Annotated in this window: 19 protein-coding genes and 1 other annotated feature; of the genes, 13 read left to right on the top strand and 6 right to left on the bottom strand. The window is 40.0% G+C overall.

All coding sequences use genetic code 11. The features are described from left to right. The first annotated feature begins 405 nt into the window (after window positions 1-405). From ppdK to ACOEN1_RS11655, 12 genes are all read left to right on the top strand, one after another. Entirely contained in the window at window positions 406-3,051 is a 2,646-nt protein-coding gene (gene ppdK / locus ACOEN1_RS11710) for a pyruvate, phosphate dikinase (RefSeq protein WP_422487095.1), read from the top strand. A gap of 141 nt (window positions 3,052-3,192) precedes the next feature. Beyond that, a complete protein-coding gene (locus tag ACOEN1_RS11705) occupies window positions 3,193-4,380 on the top strand; it encodes a pyridoxal phosphate-dependent aminotransferase (protein ID WP_422487094.1) in 1,188 nt (395 codons plus the stop codon). Window positions 4,381-4,497: 117 nt separating this feature from the next. Then, window positions 4,498-6,039 carry a diguanylate cyclase gene (locus ACOEN1_RS11700; RefSeq protein WP_422487093.1) on the top strand — a complete coding sequence of 514 codons (1,542 nt, stop codon included), beginning with the start codon at window positions 4,498-4,500 and terminating at the stop codon, window positions 6,037-6,039. A 17-nt stretch (window positions 6,040-6,056) separates the two neighbouring features. Further along, window positions 6,057-7,259, top strand: a complete 1,203-nt coding sequence (locus ACOEN1_RS11695) for a M20 metallopeptidase family protein (protein WP_422487092.1) — start codon at window positions 6,057-6,059, stop codon at window positions 7,257-7,259. 68 nt (window positions 7,260-7,327) lie between these two features. Beyond that, window positions 7,328-7,723, top strand: coding sequence for a hypothetical protein (locus ACOEN1_RS11690; protein WP_422487091.1), 396 nt, complete (start codon window positions 7,328-7,330; stop codon window positions 7,721-7,723). Window positions 7,724-7,790: 67 nt separating this feature from the next. Continuing rightward, entirely contained in the window at window positions 7,791-8,597 is an 807-nt protein-coding gene (gene proC / locus ACOEN1_RS11685) for a pyrroline-5-carboxylate reductase (protein WP_422487090.1), read from the top strand. 13 nt (window positions 8,598-8,610) lie between these two features. Next, window positions 8,611-9,336, top strand: a complete 726-nt coding sequence (locus tag ACOEN1_RS11680; protein WP_422487089.1) for a LiaF transmembrane domain-containing protein — start codon at window positions 8,611-8,613, stop codon at window positions 9,334-9,336. Between the two features lie 101 nt (window positions 9,337-9,437). Further along, the gene (locus ACOEN1_RS11675; protein ID WP_422487088.1) at window positions 9,438-9,800 is read left to right on the top strand and encodes a GntR family transcriptional regulator; all 363 of its coding nucleotides are present in this window, start codon (window positions 9,438-9,440) and stop codon (window positions 9,798-9,800) included. Beyond that, on the top strand, window positions 9,800-10,495 hold the full coding sequence (locus tag ACOEN1_RS11670) for an ABC transporter ATP-binding protein (RefSeq protein WP_422487087.1): 696 nt from the start codon (window positions 9,800-9,802) through the stop codon (window positions 10,493-10,495). Before ACOEN1_RS11675 ends, ACOEN1_RS11670 begins: the two co-directional genes overlap by 1 nt. Before the next feature lie 11 nt (window positions 10,496-10,506). Then, a complete protein-coding gene (locus ACOEN1_RS11665; protein ID WP_422487086.1) occupies window positions 10,507-11,349 on the top strand; it encodes a hypothetical protein in 843 nt (280 codons plus the stop codon). A gap of 68 nt (window positions 11,350-11,417) precedes the next feature. Further along, the gene (locus ACOEN1_RS11660) at window positions 11,418-12,668 is read left to right on the top strand and encodes a M48 family metallopeptidase (protein WP_422487085.1); all 1,251 of its coding nucleotides are present in this window, start codon (window positions 11,418-11,420) and stop codon (window positions 12,666-12,668) included. After that, window positions 12,665-13,153: a hypothetical protein gene (locus ACOEN1_RS11655; RefSeq protein WP_422487084.1), complete on the top strand. Its 489-nt coding sequence runs from the start codon at window positions 12,665-12,667 to the stop codon at window positions 13,151-13,153. The genes ACOEN1_RS11660 and ACOEN1_RS11655 overlap by 4 nt, the downstream gene beginning before the upstream one ends. Window positions 13,154-13,819: 666 nt before the next feature. On the opposite strand, the gene ACOEN1_RS11650 is transcribed toward ACOEN1_RS11655, so the two are convergent. Both ACOEN1_RS11650 and ACOEN1_RS11645 read right to left on the bottom strand, forming a co-directional pair. Continuing rightward, a complete protein-coding gene (locus ACOEN1_RS11650) occupies window positions 13,820-14,083 on the bottom strand; it encodes a hypothetical protein (protein ID WP_422487083.1) in 264 nt (87 codons plus the stop codon). A 12-nt stretch (window positions 14,084-14,095) separates the two neighbouring features. After that, entirely contained in the window at window positions 14,096-15,337 is a 1,242-nt protein-coding gene (locus tag ACOEN1_RS11645) for a DNA polymerase Y family protein (RefSeq protein WP_422487082.1), read from the bottom strand. A 149-nt stretch (window positions 15,338-15,486) separates the two neighbouring features. Here ACOEN1_RS11645 and ACOEN1_RS11640 point away from each other — a divergent pair, with 149 nt between their 5' ends. Further along, window positions 15,487-16,644, top strand: coding sequence for a hypothetical protein (locus ACOEN1_RS11640; protein WP_422487081.1), 1,158 nt, complete (start codon window positions 15,487-15,489; stop codon window positions 16,642-16,644). A gap of 23 nt (window positions 16,645-16,667) precedes the next feature. Here ACOEN1_RS11640 and ACOEN1_RS11635 read toward each other — a convergent pair whose 3' ends face one another. Genes ACOEN1_RS11635 through ACOEN1_RS11620 form a run of 4 tightly spaced genes read right to left on the bottom strand, consistent with a single transcriptional unit; the run spans window position 16,668 to window position 19,774 of the window. Continuing rightward, window positions 16,668-17,087, bottom strand: a complete 420-nt coding sequence (locus tag ACOEN1_RS11635; protein ID WP_422487080.1) for an OsmC family protein — start codon at window positions 17,085-17,087, stop codon at window positions 16,668-16,670. A 47-nt stretch (window positions 17,088-17,134) separates the two neighbouring features. Then, a complete protein-coding gene (locus ACOEN1_RS11630) occupies window positions 17,135-17,902 on the bottom strand; it encodes an ABC transporter ATP-binding protein (RefSeq protein WP_422487079.1) in 768 nt (255 codons plus the stop codon). Next, window positions 17,868-18,767, bottom strand: coding sequence for an ABC transporter permease (locus tag ACOEN1_RS11625; protein WP_422487078.1), 900 nt, complete (start codon window positions 18,765-18,767; stop codon window positions 17,868-17,870). The genes ACOEN1_RS11630 and ACOEN1_RS11625 overlap by 35 nt, the downstream gene beginning before the upstream one ends. Window positions 18,768-18,787: 20 nt before the next feature. Next, window positions 18,788-19,774 carry an ABC transporter substrate-binding protein gene (locus tag ACOEN1_RS11620; RefSeq protein WP_422487077.1) on the bottom strand — a complete coding sequence of 329 codons (987 nt, stop codon included), beginning with the start codon at window positions 19,772-19,774 and terminating at the stop codon, window positions 18,788-18,790. Window positions 19,775-19,835: 61 nt separating this feature from the next. Beyond that, window positions 19,836-20,075, bottom strand: a binding site (T-box leader). Window positions 20,076-20,355 lie beyond the last annotated feature (280 nt).

Genomic DNA, 20,355 nt, shown 5'->3' with positions numbered 1-20,355 from the left:
ACCACTTAATTATCTACTGACATTTTCAAAAGATAATTAGACTAGTTTTTACTGACATTTTCAAAAGTTATTGACAGATATTTCAATGCAATATTTAAATGCAAAACGGCTTGAAATGGAGATAAAATCAAGTTAGGGACAAAAGTCCTAAACATATGCCCGAAAGTGTGTCAAATAATTAACAAAATTGCATATACTAATTATCACGTTAAATGGTATAATCTGGCTTAATTTTACTCGTTTATGGGTAAGTATTTTAAAATGCAGGATATATGTGCTATACATTAAAATATATGTGACATACTATATATTCCTGTGCTATAATTGTCCATATTGGTATGAGAGCTGTAAGGAGTCTACAAACGCTGTATTTAGATTGTCTTAATAAATCAAGGGGGGAATGACATGGGACACAAGTATGTGTATGGTTTTAATGAGGGTTCAAAGGAAATGAAGTCGCTCTTGGGCGGAAAGGGTTCAAATCTTGCGGAGATGACAAATATAGGGCTTCCGGTGCCTCCGGGATTCACCATAACCACAGAAACCTGCACAAGGTTTTACGAGGAGGGTGAAAAGCTTTGGCCGGAGCTTATAGAAGAGATTCACAGTCATCTCGCGGATGTAGAAGAGAAGCTTGGAAAAAGATTCTCAGATGAGGAGAATCCGCTTTTGGTTTCTGTTAGGTCTGGAGCTGTTTTCTCAATGCCTGGAATGATGGATACAATTCTTAACCTTGGTCTTAACGATAAGTCGGTTATTGGGCTTGTCAATTCCACTGAAAATGAAAGATTTGCATACGACAGCTACAGGAGATTTATCCAGATGTTTTCTGATATTGCAATGGGTATTCCCAAGAGAAGATTTGATGCGGCAATGGAGGAATTGAAGCATAAAAATGGAGTTGAGCTTGATACTGAACTTGATGCAGATGACTTGAAACTGCTTGTGGAAAAGTTTAAGGGAATATATGAAGAAGAAAAGGGACAGCCTTTCCCACAGGACCCAGTTGACCAGCTTAGACTGGCAATAGAAGCTGTATTCTCATCATGGAATAATCCAAGGGCAGTTATATACAGAAGACTTCATGATATCCCATCAAGCCTTGGAACTGCTGTAAACGTTCAGTCCATGGTATATGGAAATATGGGAGACACTTCAGGAACAGGAGTTGCATTTACAAGGAATCCAGCCAATGGAGAAAACAAGATATATGGAGAGTTCCTTATGAATGCCCAGGGAGAAGACGTTGTTGCCGGAATAAGAACTCCAAAGTCCATATCTGAGCTTGAAGAGATCATGCCAGAAGTATATGAAGAGTTTAGAAAGGTAAATGAAACCCTTGAAAGTCATTACAAGGATATGCAGGATATTGAGTTTACAATAGAAAAGGGAAAACTGTTTATGCTCCAGACAAGAACTGGAAAAAGAACAGCTCATGCAGCTATAAATATAGCAGTTGATCTTGTGAAGGAAGGTAAGATTTCAAAGGACGAAGCGATGCTTAGAATTGAACCAAATCAGATTAATCAGCTTCTACATCCGACATTTGATGTAAAATCACTGGCAGAAGCAACGGTTCTGGCAAAAGGATTGCCGGCTTCTCCGGGAGCTGCATTTGGAAAGGTCTACTTCCATGCCAAGGATGTAGTTGAAGCAAAGGCAAGAGGCGAGAAGGCACTTCTTGTAAGGCAGGAAACCTCACCTGAGGATATAGAAGGCATGGTAAACGCTGAAGGTATTCTTACTGCAAGAGGTGGAATGACATCTCACGCTGCAGTTGTTGCTCGAGGCATGGGTAAGTGCTGTGTTGCAGGATGCAGCGAAATAAGAGTGGACGAAGAAGCAAAAGTAATCAAGGCCGGAGATTTGACTCTGCACGAAGGAGATTACTTGTCACTTGATGGTACAACAGGTACGGTCTATGTTGGAGAAATTGGAAAAGTTCAGCCTGAGCTTTCAGGTCAGTTTGGTGAATTCATGTCATGGGCTGACGAGACAAGAAGAATGAAGGTAAGAACAAATGCAGACACTCCAAGGGATGCAGCAGCAGCTGTCAAATTTGGAGCTGAGGGTATAGGACTATGCAGAACGGAGCATATGTTCTTTGATGAAGAAAGGATTCCTGCGGTTAGACGAATGATCGTATCAAATACAGAGAGCCAGAGGCAAAAGGCGCTGGATGTACTTCTTCCATTGCAAAGAAAGGATTTCTATGAGATATATCAGGTGATGGAATCCAGACCAGTTACAATTAGACTGTTGGATCCACCACTTCACGAGTTTTTACCAAGTAAAAAAGAAGATATAGAATCACTTGCCAAGTCTATGGAAGTATCCTATGAAAAGCTTAAGGATACAATCGATGATCTTGCAGAGGTCAATCCAATGCTTGGGCACAGGGGATGCAGGCTTGCAGTAACTTATCCTGAAATTGCAAAGATGCAGACTAGAGCCATAATCGAAGCTGCTCTTGATTACAAGGTTAAAGATGGAGTAGAGATAATACCGGAGATTATGATTCCTTTGATTAGTGATGTTATAGAACTTGCATATGTCAAGAAACAGGTTCTTGAGGAAATAGAGGCAGTATTTGCCGAGAGAAATGACAGTATAAAGTACCTTATAGGAACAATGATTGAGGTTCCAAGAGCTGCCATCACAGCTGATGAGATTGCTTTAGAAGCCGAGTTTTTCAGCTTTGGAACCAATGACCTTACACAGATGGGATTTGGATACTCAAGAGATGACTCAGGTAAATTCCTTAACGATTACATTGAAAAGGGTATATTTGACAAGAGTCCCTTTGAAGTTCTGGATCAAAGAGGAATTGGCAAGATGATGGAGATGGCCGTTGAGCTTGGAAGAAAAACCAGAGCAGATATCAAGCTTGGAATATGTGGAGAGCATGGAGGAGAACCGAGTTCAGTTGAGTTCTGCCACAGAATCGGTTTGGATTATGTATCATGTTCACCATTTAGGGTTCCAATTGCAAGACTTGCAGCGGCACAGGCAGTTTTAAAGGAAAAGATGAATATACAGCTTGATAAGTAGATAAAATTAAAGGCTCCGATTTCTTCGGAGCCTTTATATATTAAAAGAGGCCTGGGATTGATATTTTCTAAATTAAAATGGAAAGGCAAACGTTTACCTGATATAATTAAGATAGAAGCCCACAAAGAGGAGGAAAAGGTGATGATATCAAAAGACATGTATGAACTAGGTTCCAAGAAATCAGCAATCAGGGAACTATTTGAATATGGGAAAAAACAAGCAGAGATAGTTGGAAGAGAGAATGTATTTGATTTCAGTATTGGAAACCCCACTGTTCCAGCACCAGAATGTGTAAAGGATTCAATAATTGAGTTGCTCCAAACATCAAAATCACAAGAAATTCATGGATATACTTCAGCACAAGGAGACTTGCAGGTAAGAAAGGGAATTGCTGAATATATGAACAATACATATAAAAGTAATCTTGGGGCGGATAATTTTTACATGACATGTGGCGCCGCAGCCTCCCTTACAATTACCCTAAAGGCTCTTGTCGCAGATTCAGAGGATGAAGTCGTTATAATCGCACCATATTTTCCTGAATATAAGGTCTTTATAAGAAATGCGGGCGCCAAGGTCGTGGTAGTTCCAGCGGATACTGATACATTCCAGATTGATATGGATCTGTTAAAAGAAGCTATAAGCTCAAAAACAAAGGCAATTATTATAAACACTCCCAACAATCCATCCGGAGCTGTTTATTCAGAAAAAACTTTGAGGGATTTGGCAGAATTGTTGGAAGATAAGTCAGAGGAATATGGAAATCCAGTTTATCTTATTTCAGATGAGCCTTACAGGGAGATTGTATATGATGGGTTGGAGATTCAGTATATTCCAGATTATTACGGGAATACAATTGTCTGCTACTCATACAGCAAGTCGCTTTCTCTTCCCGGAGAAAGAATTGGCTATATAATGGTACCTGATAGTGTTGTAAATTCCAGAGAAGTATATACTGCAGTAAGTGGAGCAGGACGATCTCTTGGATTTGTATGTGCTCCAAGCATGTTTCAGAAGGTAGTTTTAAAGTGTATTGGAAAAACTTCGGATGTGAATCTTTATGATGCAAACAGGAAGCTTCTTTACGAAGGGCTGACCGAGATGGGATATGAATGCGTAAAGCCAGATGGGGCATTTTACCTTTTCGTGAAATCCCTTGAGGAGAATTCAAGAAGATTTGCAGAAGAGGCAAAGAAGCTGAACCTTCTCATTGTACCGGCGGATGATTTTGGTTGCCCGGGGTATGTTAGAATTTCCTATTGTGTAGATCCGGAAATGATAAAAAGATCTTTCGATGCCTTTCAAAAGCTCTTTGAAGTATATAGCTAGAATAATACCCCGGTTTTCCGGGGTTTTCATTTTTAGTAAACAAATTAACTTTACAGGTGCAAAGCGCTGTAGAATTTGATATAATTGTAAACATAATTCAACCATGGGAGACTAGCTATGTTAAAGCGAATTTTAGACAGATATAGGGAGCTTGACCAGGTAAGGAAACGGTACCTGGGATTTGGTGTTACCCTTTTTATTATTTTTGCAGTGATTGTGTCAGGAATTTTCATCGGGAGAATATACAGTTTGGGTGAAACCTATGCTGAGTACACTAGAAATGAGATCATCCATATCAAAAAGGATTTTTTAAAGGATACAGTTACCAATACAATAAGTGCTGTAGAAAAAATCAGAAATAGACAGGAAAGACTTCTTGAAAACAAGATTACACATATCATGGGATACTTTGAAGCATACCCTGACCTTGAGCTCAATGCTATCATAAAATATCTTTCCCTGCCTGAAAACAGTGAATTGTTGGATATTGTTATTGAGGATGAAGCTGGAACGGTTATATTTTCAAGCCCAACTGGATTGGCATTTTCGGGTGTGCTCCTTGAAGATGAAACAGTTGAATATAGCCAGGAGTTTCAATACGGTCCATACAAAATTTCTTTGCTGATACTTAGGGATACTGTTAAGAAACAGATCGAAGAAGAGCTAAGAGAGAAGATTTACAGGGAGATATATTTCCAGGATGCTTATATGTGGGTCAATGAAGTGATTGACTATGATGGTGGGGATGATTACGGTATCAGGTTGATTCATCCAAATCTAAAGGATACGGAAGGAATGTCCATATCAACTGATATGGAGGATATTGCAGGAAATTTACCATACCTGGAAGAGCTTGAAGGAATAAGGATGGATGGAGAAGTTTTCTATACGTATAACTTCAAGAAACTGGATGATGACGAGATTGGTGAAAAAATAAGCTATGCAAGATTGTATGAAGACTACAATTGGATTCTGGCCATGGGTGTATACTATGACACTATAGATGCATATTACGAAAGTGCCAAGAATGCAAGTGAGGATGAAATAGCTGCCTCCGTAGGAATATTATTAGGGTCAGGATTTTTAGTTTTATTAGTTGGAATGGGGATGTTTCTTATTCTTGAAGAGAGATATTTCAGAATGTCAAACATGGAGCTGAAAGAGGAACTTGCAACGGATGAATTGACCGATGCAAAAAGCAGAAGGGCTGGAATGAAGAGGCTTAAGGAAAAATTCCAGAAATTCAGCAACAATGGATGCGAATGTGCCTTGTTTCTAATGGACCTTGATGATTTCAAACATATTAACGATACCTACGGACACGATGTTGGAGACAAAGTCTTGTACGAAGTAGTTAAAAGCATCAAGGCATCCATCCGAGATAGCGATACCGTATATAGGTGGGGTGGAGAGGAGTTTGTAATACTGGTTGATGGAATAGGTCCTACTGCTCTTGAAACCTTTATGTCAAAGGTGCTTGCAGCAGTTGAAAAAACAGAGGTCTTAGTGGAAAATAAAGAAGTAGGAATAACAACATCAATAGGTGCAACATATTTCAGGGAAGACGACATAAGTTTTGAGGATGCATTGAAAAGAGCTGATATGGCTTTGTATGAATCAAAGAAAAATGGCAAGGGAAGAGGAACAATAAGACAATAGTAAAGGGAGATGCATTTATGACAAATTCAGTTAAGATTTTGAAAATGGCAGAGGAGTTACAGGAGAAGTTGGTCCAAAACAGAAGGCATCTACACAAAAATCCCGAACTTTTTATGGAGCTCCCAAAGACGGTTCAGTTTGTTCAGGATAAGCTAGCTGAGCTTGGAATAGAGTCTGAAAAAATAGGTGGCGGTCTTGTAGCAAATATAGGCGACCCAGCAAAAGGTCGAACAATCCTCCTAAGAGGAGATATGGATGCACTCCCCATAGAAGAGGAGACAGGGCTTGCCTTTTCAGCACAAGGTAAAGCAATGCATGCCTGTGGTCATGATATCCATACCAGTCTGTTGTTGGGGGCTGCTGAAATACTTAAATCCATGGAAAATGAACTACCGGGAAATGTAAAGTTAATGTTTCAACCAGGAGAGGAAGTTCTTTCAGGAGCAAAAGCAATGGTTAAGGAAGGTATTCTTGAAAACCCTCAGGTTCATGCTGCCATGATGATTCACGTATTTTCAGGTATGAATATTGAACCGGGCAAGGTACTGGTACCAAAGGAAGGTGCAGCATCAATGGCACCTGATGAGTTCCACATAAACATACAGGGAAAAGGTGGGCATGGAGCCATGCCACATACTGCGGTGGATCCGTTGAATATCGCCGCCCACACACATATCGCACTTCAGGAAATGATTAGTCGTGAGATAAAACCAGGTGAAAAAGCTCTTTGTGTCATCGGGCACATGTCCGGAGGAGAAGCGGGAAATGTTGTTCCCGACAAGGCCAAGATTATCGGAGTTATCAGGACGATGGATCCAAACACAAGGGAATTTCTCAAGGAGAGATTGGTTCAAATAAGCAAGGGGGTTGCTTCAACCTTCAGAGGGGAGGCGGAAGTTGAATATACAATTCAGTGCCCATCTGTTATAAATGATCCGGAAATGAGACAGAAGGGAATTGACTTTGCCAAGGAAATATTTGGAGAAGATGATGTATTGCCACTTGATGGATATATGGATGATGGAATGCTAAGCGGTTCAGAGGATTTTTCATTTATCAGTGAAAAGGTACCATCATTTATGTCCATTATGTCCATGGGAAATTCAGCTGATGGATATGAATATTCACACCACCATCCAAAGACTGATTTTGATGAGAGAATGTTTTATAGAGGAGCTGCCTATTACGCTTACTATGCAATGAGATGGCTTTCTGAGTGATATCCACTATGTATTTCTGCAAGCATATGGTATAATCTTTCCTGACAAGATTTTGAAGGAGAGGGATTATGAAGAATTGGCTGCAGAAATTTATGAGGGGAAGATATGGTGTTGACCAGCTTTCCAATTTTATGGTTGTAATAAGTGTAACACTCATATTGGCAAGTATTCTTACAAGCTATACGATTTTGAATACGGCAGGGTTGGTGGTGCTTGGACTTGGTTATTTCAGAATTTTTTCCAGAGATATCAATAAGAGATATAGCGAAAACCAGAGGTTTATGAAATCCTTCCAACCTATTAAGAACAAGGTTTTAAGATTTAAGAACAAGGCAAAGAACTCCAAGGACTTCAAGTATTTCAAATGCCCAAACTGTGGACAGAAACTAAGAGTTCCCAGAAAAAAAGGCAGGGTAGATATCAAATGTCCAAAGTGTAAAACATCATTTGTAAGAAGAACATAAGGAAGCTGAAAGGCTTCTTTTTTTTTGCGTGTAAATGTGTTATATTGTTATCAGGAGGGATGCTTTAATGGACAAAACTATCGGATTTATTGGATCGGGTAATATGGGACAGGCTATGATAAATGGATTGTTGAAATCCGGCATTGTAGCAAATGAAAATGTAATAGCATCTGCAAAAACTGAAAACACCAGAAAAAAAGTATCAGAGGATTATGGAATAAAAGTGTACAGTGACAATAAAGAAGTTGCAGGTCTTTCAGATTATTTAATATTGTCAGTCAAGCCTCACAAGCATATGGAGGTAATTCAGGAAATAAAGGGTGATATCAAGAATGGAGCAGTTGTTATTACTGTGGGAGCAGGAATAACCCTTGATTTTCTTAAAAGAAACCTTCCTGAAGAGACAAAGTATGCCAAAGCTATTCCAAATACCCCTGCAATGGTAGGTGAAGGGATGACGGCAGTAGCATTTGACCAGGAGTTCAACAAAGAACAAACCGCTGAGATTCTGGAGATATTCAGAACATTTGGCAGAGCAGAAATTGTAGATGAAGCTCTGATGGATGGTGTTACTGCAGTGGCTGGGTCTTCGCCGGCATATGTATATATGCTGATTGAAGCTATGGCTGATGCTGCCGTACTTCAGGGAATCCAGAGAAAACAAGCATATACATTTGCAGCTCAGGCAGTTTTGGGTTCGGCAAAAATGGTCTTGGAAACAGGAATTCATCCTGGAGAACTTAAGGATAAGGTATGTTCGCCGGGAGGAACTACTATTGAGGCTGTAACTACACTGGAAAAAGAAGGCTTCAGATCTGCGGTTATGGAAGCCATGAAAAACTGTGCGGATAAAAGTAGAAATATGAGCAAGTGAGGAGAGTGTGCAAATGAAAGGTAGATATTTACTAGGTATAATATTGATTGTTGTTGGTGCAGGTTTCCTGATGGATCAGTTTGGAATGGTTTCCTTCGGTGAACTGGTTAGTACCTACTGGCCAAGTATACTTATATTGGCAGGTTTATTAGGATTGCTGGACAGAAATTCATCCTCATTTGGCAATATTATTGTAATTGCAATCGGGGTAATATTCCAGCTTAATAGGTTGGATATGCTTGATGGTGATGTGTTCAGGTATATATTCCCTGTAATCTTGATTTTTGTAGGTTTGAATCTGCTTATAACAAAAGGTGGGAGAAGGGAATACCACGAATATCATAGTGATTCAGAATACACTGAATCCAGTAAGGCAAGTGAAAAAGGCAACTGGGCAGAAACCAGTGAAGATTTTATGGACCGTACTGTCTTGATGTCTGGCTTGGATACAATAAACAGCTCACAGAACTTCAAGGGAGCAAGATTGACTGCCATTATGGGAGGAATTGAAATTGACCTCAGTGGTGCCAAGATGGCGGGAGACCACTGTGAGATTGAAGCAACAGCAATAGCCGGAGGTATTGATATTACAGTACCTAGAACCTGGAAGGTTGAAATGAGAGGAACACCCATATTGGGAGGTTACTCCAATAGAACAGGCGTAGTTGATGATCCCTTAGCTCCTGTACTTATTGTAAAGGGAGCCGCAATTATGGGTGGAGTAGAGATCAAATGGTAAAGATTTAAAAAAATAATAAAAAAGAGTTGACAGTGCTACAACCCTAGTGTACTATGTAAGTAATACACCAGGGTTGTTAATTTTTGCTGGGAGGTGAAGGCATGAATTTTGATAGTGGACATCCGATTTATATGCAGATTGTAGAAATTATAAAGTCAAGGATAGTCACTGGAATTTTAAAATCAGGAGAAAAGCTTCCGTCAGTTCGGGATCTGGCTACGGAGTTGAAGGTAAATCCCAATACAATTCAGAGAAGCTACGCTGAACTAGAGAGACAGAATATTGTATTTACCCAAAGAGGGATGGGTACATTCGTAACAGAAGATATATCAGTACTGGAAGGTTTAAAGGACGCAATGGCAAGAGAAAAAGTACTTTCCTTTATGGAGGACATGGTACGTTTGGGTTATACGAAAGATGAGATACCGGATATTATCAGGAAGATATCATTGGAGGGGAAATAATGGAGAATATTGTTGAGATACGAGGACTTACAAAGAGATATAACAGAACAGAAGCTCTTAAAAATATCGATCTGGATGTAGAGATGGGAAAGGTCGTTGGTATTCTTGGACCAAATGGAAGCGGAAAGACAACCTTGATTAAGCTTCTGACAGGACTGCTTCATCCGAATTCCGGAGAAATTAAAATTGACGGGCATAGTCCAGGGGTTTATTCAAAATCTGTCATATCATATCTACCGGATAGAAATGCACTTTACAGCTGGATGACGGCAAAGGATGCACTCGGGATGTACAAGGATTTTTACGAGGATTTTGATGAGAAGAAATCAGAGGAACTTCTTCAGTTTATGAAATTGGATAAGGAAATGAAGGTAAGCAATATGTCAAAGGGTATGAAGGAGAAACTCAATCTGGCTCTTGTACTTTCGAGAAAGGCAAAGATATATATCCTGGATGAGCCAATTGCAGGTGTGGATCCTGTTGCAAGAGACCAGATATTGGATGCAATCATTGAGAATTATGCCGAGGACAGTGCAATGATCATAACCACTCATTTGGTAAGGGACATGGAGAATATTTTTGACAAGGTAGTATTTCTGGGAGATGGAGAAATAATACTTTCAGGAGATGCAGAAGATTTAAGGGAAGAAAAAAACATGCAGATAGATGATCTGTATAAGGAGATATTCGGCTAGGGGGAATAAGAATGTTTAAATATGTAAAATACGAAATGAAAGGAACCATGAAGTTTCTTATTGGAGCAATAATACTGGCTCTGGGTGCCTCCACGGGGATACAGTTATTTATCAGGAGAGAGGCAGGCAATACGCTTATGGGAGGCATGCAAGGTAATCCAGACATTGTAGCATTCCTTTTGCTGGCGCTTGTATTTATTCTTATAGGGTCGTTGATAGGAGCAATGGTATATTTGATATCATCCTACAGAAGAGAGCTTTACGAAGACAGGGGATATCTGACATTTTCATTGCCATTAAGCGGTGGTCAGCTTCTTGGTTCGAAATTACTAGTGGCTTTGTTCTGGGGTACTGTGATGGGACTTGTGATTATTCTATATAATCTTGTACTTGCACAGATGCTGATTGGATACAATCTTTTCGAGGACATCTGGAGTATTATCAGGCAGGTTGACAACTTTGGATTCCTTCTTACAGGATCAATAATAACATCTCTTATGGAAAGTGCCGTAACATTGCTTTTGGTTTACTTTGCAATAACTGTAAGCAGGGTAAGTATAAAGAGCAAAAAGATAGGAAGCCTATGGTTTATACTGTTCATTTTCCTTGCCAGTGTAGTTACCTATATTCAGGAACTTATTGCAAAACTGATGCCTATGTATCTTGACCTTTCAACCATGGGAATTATCGGTCAGAGGGAAGCTTATATCATGGGTATAGATTCACAGCTTGGAGGAACCCTATCCATCCAGGGAGTAGTTTCCATTCCGGGACTGCTGTTCCAGATTCTGCTTATAGTCGGAGCTTTTTTCGCCACAGCTTATATGCTGGACAAGAAAATAGATATTGTTTAAATAAATAGAGAAACACCCCTGATTATGGTACAATAAAGGAGAGAAGAACCATAGTCAGGGGTGTTTTTATGAGCAGAAGACTGGTTGCACTGATGATTCTGTTTTTAATATTGCTAGCCGTATTTGTAGTCTTGGTTATCAGGGCAGAAAATAGAAATATGGAGCAGCTGCGGAATGAATATCCGGAGCTTTCTGAGGATGCATTAAACTTGAGAAATGATGCTTTAAGGCTTTGGGCAATAAGACTCCCCTTCGGTTTTATTCTTCCTTTGCTTCTTCTTTTTACAGGTTTTGCACAGAGGATAAGTGTTTTTGCAGGTGAGAGATTTGGGATGATCATGTCTGGAATTATAGTAGGCCTTGCAATATTTGGTGTAATGTATCTAATAAATCTTCCCTTTAGCTTTTACAGCTCCTTTGTTTTAAGGCACAAGTATGGACTTACCGACCAGACTTTGTTGAGGTGGCTTGAGCTGAGTCTTAAGGGATTTCTTATCAACGACGGAGTACTGGCATTGTTAATATGGATACCTTATATGATTATACAGTGGAGACCTGATGGATGGTGGCTTCCAATGGGCATGCTCGCAGTTCCTGTAGCAATTTTTCTTATCTTTGTTTCTCCCCTTATTATTGACCCCATATTCAACAACTATTCACCATTGCCTGACGGTCAGCTGAGAGAGGATATGGAAGTTCTACTTGAAAGGGGAGGAATAGGGGATGCAGAGATTTATGTTGTCGATAAAAGTAGGGATACAAACACCATGAATGCATATATGACAGGAATTTTTTCAGGAGAAAGAATTGTATTCTGGGATACAACCTTGAACAACCTCCAGGAAGAAGAAGTTTTAAGCATTGCTGCCCATGAAATGGGACATTATATAAAAGGACACATATGGAAGGGTATTTTTGCAGGGTCAGCAGGAATATTTCTGGTGCTGTATTTGATAAATATCTCAGCAAACTGGATTCTAAAGAGCTCGGGAGGCGCTTTTGGATTTAGGAATATTCATAACTACGCATCCATACCTTTATTGATTTTTCTGTTGAATCTCTTCCTGTTTCTTGGAAACCCTGTGACTAATGGAGTTTCCAGACGTTTCGAAAAAGAGGCGGATCTGTATCAGATATCCCTTTCGCAGGACAGGGAAGCAGCAGTGACCGCCATGACAAAGCTGTACGAGAAGAGTCTGGGACTTCCACGTCCCTCAGAGCTATATAAGTTCTGGTACAGTACACATCCACCTATTGAGGAGAGAATAGAATTTTACAGAACAGAGGAGTTCCTGACTTTTGGAGGTGAGGAATCATGATTTTTATTCCTGCTATAATTGTAGCTGCTTTACTGGGATTTCTTGCATACAAAATCGGACACAAAAGAAATGGTAAAAAGGAAAGATCATGGGTTATTACCTTGATATCAGTTATCTTTGGAATAACCGTGCTTGTTGCTGGAATTCTACTTGTAGTGGTTTTGGATCCGGAAGTTGAGATACAAGGTGAAATAATTCAGGTAAGTGGATTGTACAAGAGAAACATTGCCCTGGAGGATATTGAGGATGTAAGTCTTCAGGAAGGGATGCCGGAAATCATAGATCAGGTAAATGGGCTAAGTGTTGGGAATACTTTGAGAGGAACCTTCAGAATTGAGGGAGATGAGCTCTCCACCATGTTTGTTCAGAAAAACGCTCCACCTTTTATTTACATTATGACAGGGGAAAGATTGTTCCTCTTGAACTTTAGGGATGAAGAGGATACGGAGGAGTTGTATATGGAGATTTTGGAAAGCTTGGAGTAGAAGAAATTCACAATTTAGGAAATCAGAATGCTGTTTTTTAAAAGGAAAGTATGATGAACCGCTCTCGGATTCAAGATCAGAGATTTATCGCACTCGTTTCGAAAATTGGTTTGCTATCGATTAAGCTTACAGCTGGTTAATTACACGACCAAGTTCTTTATCTGTAGTTTGACCATTAGCTGTAGTGGAAATCACGCAAACCGGAATGATTTTCTCACTTCGAGCGAAAAATCTTGCTGATCTTTCCATATATAGGTTCGCTTGTGCCCGGCGATAGAAATACCCAAAATCTTTGATTTTGTGATATTTCATCGAGGGGGTACTCTCTCATCATGACTTTCCTTTTTTAATTGTGAGTCTTAGGCTTGTAGTTGTTTAAAGATTGGATCATGGTTAATTAATGGTGGCCCGAAAGGTGCTTTGCTAAGCAGTTCATATGAAAGAACGACTATAAAATCCAGCGAGGATTTCGGAGTGCATTGATTCCTCCAAGCGTAGCGGCATAGGAATCAACGGAGAAAACGAGCGTGAGATTTTAATCGGAATTGAATCTAGAACTGTGTGCAAACACCTAAGGGCTTGTGAGAATAGACTTTCCGAGTAAAAGACAAAAAATCATCTAAACACCTAAGGGCTTTGCAAAGTCAGCTTTATCATTATACATTTTTACATTTTAAACAAAAACCATTTGCACGTAAGAATCTCATACTTAAGCTCAAAAACCTTCTCAAGATTCTGAACAACACCCTCACATCTATAAACAACCATCCTGTTTCCCGCCAGCTTTTCCTCCTCTTGAAAGAGAATCCTGTCTATCTTAATCACAAGATTTGACCCGTCCTCAGCCTGAAGCCTGAACCTTAAGGGTACAGGAAACTTCTCGCCATTGAACCAGGCAATCATTTCTATTGGTTTCATTAGTACTTTCATGGCAAATGCCTCCTAAAGGTAACTGGACATCATGGGATAGCTCTCTTCCATGACAACTCCACCTATTACAGGGTCGATCCCCGAGTGAAGAAAGCAGGACCGGTATATTGAATTTTGACCGAACTTGGACCTGAGTGAGTCGATTGTTTTGTCCAGGCTTCTGTTTCTTTTGTCAAATGGCTCCAGCATGGAAAGCTGAAAAAACTCGCTGGACTCAAGCTGTGAAAGGCTTATTGAAAGGTGCCTTAAAGGCTCTCCATCCCAAAGCTGGTCAAACAGAAGAGCCGCATATTTATAGATTGTGGATGTGGAATCCGTTGGCAATGAAAGCTTCTTCTGATGCGAGCAGGAATAGAAAAGATGGTTTTTGATGGACACCGAAATCACCCATCCGCACATATTAAGATCCCTGGCCCTCATGCCTATCATTTCAGATATGGCAAGAAGAACCTTGTGAGCCTCCTCGGATGTATCCACATCAAAGGGAAGGGTCGTCGAATTACCCACTGATTTTATGGGCGTACCTCCGCTTCTGACTTCTGAATTTTCAATCCCATTGGCATATTCCCATATAAGGAGCCCGGGCTTTTTCAGCCAGGAATGTATGTAATCCCTGTCTAGGGATGCCAGATGACCTATTGTAAATATGCCTCTTCCGTTTAACTTTCTGGCAGTTCTCGAGCCCACCATAAAAAGATCCTGAACAGGAAGATTCCACATCTTATTTTCCATCTGGTGATGAAAAAGAGTATGAATTTTATCTGGCTTGGAAAAATCAGAGGCCATCTTTGCAAGAAGCTTATTGGGACCGATGCCTATGTTTACAGTAAAACCAAGCTCGTTTTTAATTCTGTGGGACATTTCTTTTGCCGTATCCATAAAGGGTCTGTCCATATTTGAATAATCCAGGAAAACCTCATCTATTGAGTAACGTTGAATCAGAGGAGAGTAATCCTGAAGAAGACTGACCATTGCATCACTTGCCAAAATATACCTGTAGTAGTTGGGAGGAACCATAATCAAACCGGGACATTTTTCCCTGGCTGAATGAATGGTTTCTCCTGTTATTATCCCAAATTTTTTTGCAGGGATTGACTTGGCAAGGACTATTCCGTGCCTCTTTTCCTGGTCGCCGCCGACGATGGAGGGAATATCCCTAAGGTCAGTCTGGGAGCCGTGTTGAAGCCTGTAGGCAGACTCCCAGGAAAGATATGCTGAATTTACATCTATATGGAAAATAATTTTATCTGACATGGAAAACACCTCTTACCTTGTTCTGTGATTTAATAATAACAGAACAAGTGTTCGAAGTCAAGAAGGATAATTTTTCACAAAAAAACAAAAAACTTTATAAAAATCCTGTATAATAGAGAAAAGAGATGATGAAAAGGGAGTTGAGCTTAATGAATTTACTGTTTATAAGACCAGGAATAAGCAGAAAGAGAAAAATGCTTTCACCTGTAAGGTTGCAGGAGCCACTTGAACTTGCATATCTTGCAAATCAGTTGCAGGATTCCATGCAAGCTAAGGTAGGGATTACATTTCTTGATATGGCGCTTGAAAGAGGATCATTTAAGAAACAGCTTCTCGAAATAGAGCCATCTCTTGTTGTTTTCTGGGGAGAAGAGGGTCAGGAGGAGCTTGTTCATGAACAGGCGTCAATGGTCAAGGACATAATTCCCGGTGCCTATGTGGCATTGGCTGGTGAATTATCAGAAGGAGACAAATCCCCTTATGTAGATTTACTTTTCAGAAAAAATCCTGTTGAAGGTTTAGATGAGACATTGATTGGGATAATAACCGAGAGAAGTTTTCAGGAGATACATAGAAATGTTTCAACAGTTGTGAAGGAAACTATCGAGGAGCCCTTAAAAGAAGCAGACAGGGGGATTTTCAGCAAGTACCAGGATCGATATTATTTCCTTCAGTACGGCGGGACTGTGGAGATAACAAGTCAGTACAGATTGGAATTTGATGAAAAAAGCCTTGTCGGGAAGACAAACAATCCATTGAGACCTTTGGGGGACGTAGCAAAAGATGTGGAATCCATTGTGGGCTCGTCTGTTTATTTCAAAGACTGCGACCTTTGGGATGACCCTAAAAGATTGAAATCCTTCCTGGAAATCTTAAAGGAAAAAAACCTGGAAAGAACATATATATCCGTAGGTAACTGGGAAACAATACTTGAGAATGAGTCTCTTCTGGAGGAATTTGCAGGAATTGGACTTAAGATTATCCTTATGGAAATGGATTTTCCAAAGGATGAGGATGACTGGATTTACAAGGGAGAAGTTCTTAGGATGATAAGAAAGCACGGAGTAGAGCCGGTTATTGTTATGAAAGAAAAGATGATCCAGGAGGATCAGGAAGCACTTTCATACTGGCTGAAGGACAGGAAGGAAGGGCTTGTGATTCTTGAAGGGGAAGCATTTGAGGAGAATAGATCCATATATAACGAGGCCAGTATAAGTACCTGGATTTTCTTAAGGTGGACAAAGGAATTGGGTATGGGTGAAGCCATGAGAAGACAAAAAGAATACAAAAATACTCTTCTGATTTAATCAGAAGAGTATTTTCATGTAAATTATTCTTCAACCACTATATCATATGTTACAGGAGCTGCTTTCTGTAACATGGCAGTAACTCCACAGTATTTTTCCTGGGAGAGTTTTACGGCTTTTTCCAATTTATCCATGGGGAGGTCTTTTCCTTTAAATGTAAATGTAAGGTGTATATTTGTGTAAACTTTTGGATGCTCTTCAGCTGCATCAGCTTCTGCAGATATTTTCATATCTTCAAGCTCAACCTTCATTTTATCCAGAATCATTTTCACATCGACTCCGGTACATCCTATTAATCCTGCCAAGAGCATTGCTTTTGGCCTTGGACCCTTATCATTTCCTCCAGCTTCAACTGCTGCATCTGTAACAAATCGGTGCCCGTTAATATCCATTTCCCATCCCATATTTCCGGTAATAGTAGCATCAAGCTTCGTTTTTGCCAAATCGATCATCTCCTTGTATTCAGTAAATGGGATAATACCCAAAACAGTTAGGCGATAATCCTTTCAGCAAGCTTTGCCTTGTAAATGTCCAGAAGTTCATTTTCAGAAACATCGACACTTGGCTTATCCAGAATAATCTTTCCCTTGTCCAGCATGATAATCCTTTGTGAGTACTTTAGTGCGTCTCCCATATGATGTGAAACCATCATGGTAGTTATATGGTGTTTTTGGAGGAGCTCGCGTGTCTTTTCCATAACAACATGGGAAGTCTTGGGATCCAACGCTGCCGTATGCTCATCAAGAAGCAGCAGGTCAGGATGTTTCATCGCGGCCATAATAAGGGACAGGCTTTGTCTTTGTCCACCTGAAAGGTATTTAACCTGGGTGTGAAGCTTGTCTTCAAGACCAAGGTCAAGATCCCGTAGCATTTGGATAAACATCTCCAGATTTTTCTTCTTGACCAATCCTCTTAAGGAGAAAGTCTCTCCTTTTTTATTTGCCAATGATAAATTTTCAAGAATGGTAAGACTCGGTGATACTCCCATCGACGGACTCTGATGTACACGACCAAGCTTTAAAGCTCTTTTTTCCTCGGGAAGGGAGGTTATGTCCTCATTGTTGAGAATGATTTTACCTTTGTCTACGGGCAGACTTCCACTTACCAGATTCAACAGTGTGCTTTTTCCACATCCGTTTGGCCCGATTATTGCGGTACATGTATTTTTTTCAATTTCCAGATTAAAATCTTCGAACACATCAATCTGGAAATCAGTATCTGAATTAAAGCTCTTCCAAAGGTTTTTTACTTTTAACACGGGCCTTACCTCCTTGCTTTTTTATTGATTTTATAAATGGACTTGAAAAATTGTTGTAGCTTATAAAGACAATTACAATTATTGCACTTATTGCTCTCAGGTCTGTAGGACTCATTCCAAGATCTATTGCAATTCCACCAATAAGCTTGTAGGATACTGCTCCAATTATTGCCCTGGTTGTAATCGACAGAAATGAGGAACTCTTACTGACAGTTTCTCCGATTATAATGGATGCCAGGGCTACAACTATTATGGAAGCACCCATTGTGATATCCACAAAACCCTGATATTGTGCCATTAAAGAACCGCTTAAGGCAACCAGTCCATTTGCCAGCATCAACCCGATGATTTTGTACTTGTTGCTGTTTTCTCCAAGTGAACGGACCAAGGCCTCGTTGTCACCTGTGGCAATAAGAAGATAACCAATTTCTGTTTTCAGGAATGCGTCCATAAGAAGCTTAATTCCAATTACTACAGCCACCATAAGAACAAGTGCCGAAATATCCGAAAACAGAGAATCATAACTAAAGAGTGGGATATTGGCTTTCCCGTTCAACCGTAGGTTGAAGGAGTACAACATGGTCATGGTCAGAATACCTGCAAGAAGAGGCCGTATTTTGAGCTTTACAAACAGCAATGCCGTCACAAGTCCTGCTATGGATCCATATCCAAATGCAAAAAGTGAAGATGCAATGGGGGAAAATCCTTCCATTGCAAATTTTGCAAATACAAATGCTCCCAGTGGAAAGGTCCCTTCTACGGAAAGGTCCGCAATGTCCAATATTTTGTATGTTATGGTGACTCCCATGGCAAGGACTGCGAATATAAGTCCTTGCTCAAGGGAAGTAATAATTAGTGAGTTCATGTTGGCCTCCTATGTCTATGCTATTCTCCTACAGCTTCTGCTCCCTGGAATACTTCGTGATCTGAGTTTAAGCCAAGTAGCTCAAGTGTTTGCTGATTAAATACTGCAGTGGTTTCCTTAGCCTGCTCAGCAGGTATTTCTGCTGGGGATATACCATCTACCAGAATCTTTCTAGCCATTTCGCCAGCCTGCTTGCCAAGCTCAAAGTAGCTGATTCCATTGGATACAAGAAGTCCACCTTCAACAAGAGATCCTTCAGCACCAACTGATGGAATACTCGCTGAGTTTAACTTGTCTGCAACAATTGCTATTGCAGATGCGACCATATTGTCTGTTATTGCGTAGAATCCATCTATATCGTCTATCATTGAATCCATTGCTTGGGGAATATCATTGATATTTGAAATTCCAACAGCCACTATTTCAAGGCCTAGTTCCTGTGCAAACTCTTTGGCTCTGGCAACCTGAATCTCAGAATTGCTTTCTGATGTATTGAAAAGTATACCTATTTTCTCAAATGATGGGTCAAGCTGTTTGAACATTGACAGCTGCTCCTTCATTGGTGTTGCATCACTTGCTCCTGTAACATTTGCCCCAGGGCTTTCCATTGATTCTACAAGTTCAGAAGCAACAGGGTCAGTTACTGCACTGAAAAGAACAGGTATGTCACTTGTAGCCTGCTTGGAACTTTGTGCCGCTGGTGTCGCTATTGCGTATATAATATCGACTTCGTCCTTGACAAATCCTTGTGCAATTGCAAGGGATGTAGGTATGTCACCTTGTGCATTTTGGTATTTGATTTCTACATCGACGCCAGCTTCTTCCAAGGCTTCTACAAATCCTTCTCTTGCTGCATCAAGGGCTGGATGTTCCGCCAGTTGATTGATACCTATTACAAACTTTGCTTCTTCAGCATCTCCACCGGTTCCTCCTGTAGCTGCGCACCCTGATAGAATAACCATACTGATAATAACTGAGATAATTTTGAATAAATTGCTTTTTTTCATTTTGTTCCCTCCTTAATTTTTTGTATAAAAAAAACTCTCATCACTGGAATCAAATAAGATTCACAGGGACGAGAGAATATTCTCACGCGGTACCACCCATATTATGACATAAAGTCATCACTTAATCGGACCTGACAGTCCTATCCCTTTTAACGGCGGGCCTCCGAATTCACCTACTTGCTATATCTTTTGGCGAATCTGCTTGGGAGTGTATATATCACATCCAGCTATTGTCAGTTTCCACCCTTCCTGACTCTCTATAAATATGCTCGGATGCGTTTCTCTCCTTCAACGCTTTTATGTATTAAATACATCTTAGTGGGTTCTGGATTAAATGTCAACACCTTTTTTGAATTTAATTTTAAGAAATTTGGTGAATACGTTTGCAGCTATTTACTTGAAATCAAGGTGTTATATGTATATTAATGTATGAAAAATTGTATAAGATTGTATAAGGTAGTTTAAATAATCAAGTACCCCCTCGATGAAATGTCACAAAATCCTAGATTGGGGATGCGGACAAAATCTTGGACAAATAGTCTAGGAGGGTGTCTATGTATTCCAGAGAAGAGAGAAACAGA

Origin of the sequence: Gudongella sp. DL1XJH-153 (assembly GCF_049310905.1) — a bacterium.
In the GTDB taxonomy this organism is placed as follows: Bacteria; Bacillota; Clostridia; order Tissierellales; family Tissierellaceae; genus Gudongella.
Note: the sequence above shows the minus strand (reverse complement) of the source record. Positions and strands in the feature narration are given on the sequence as shown.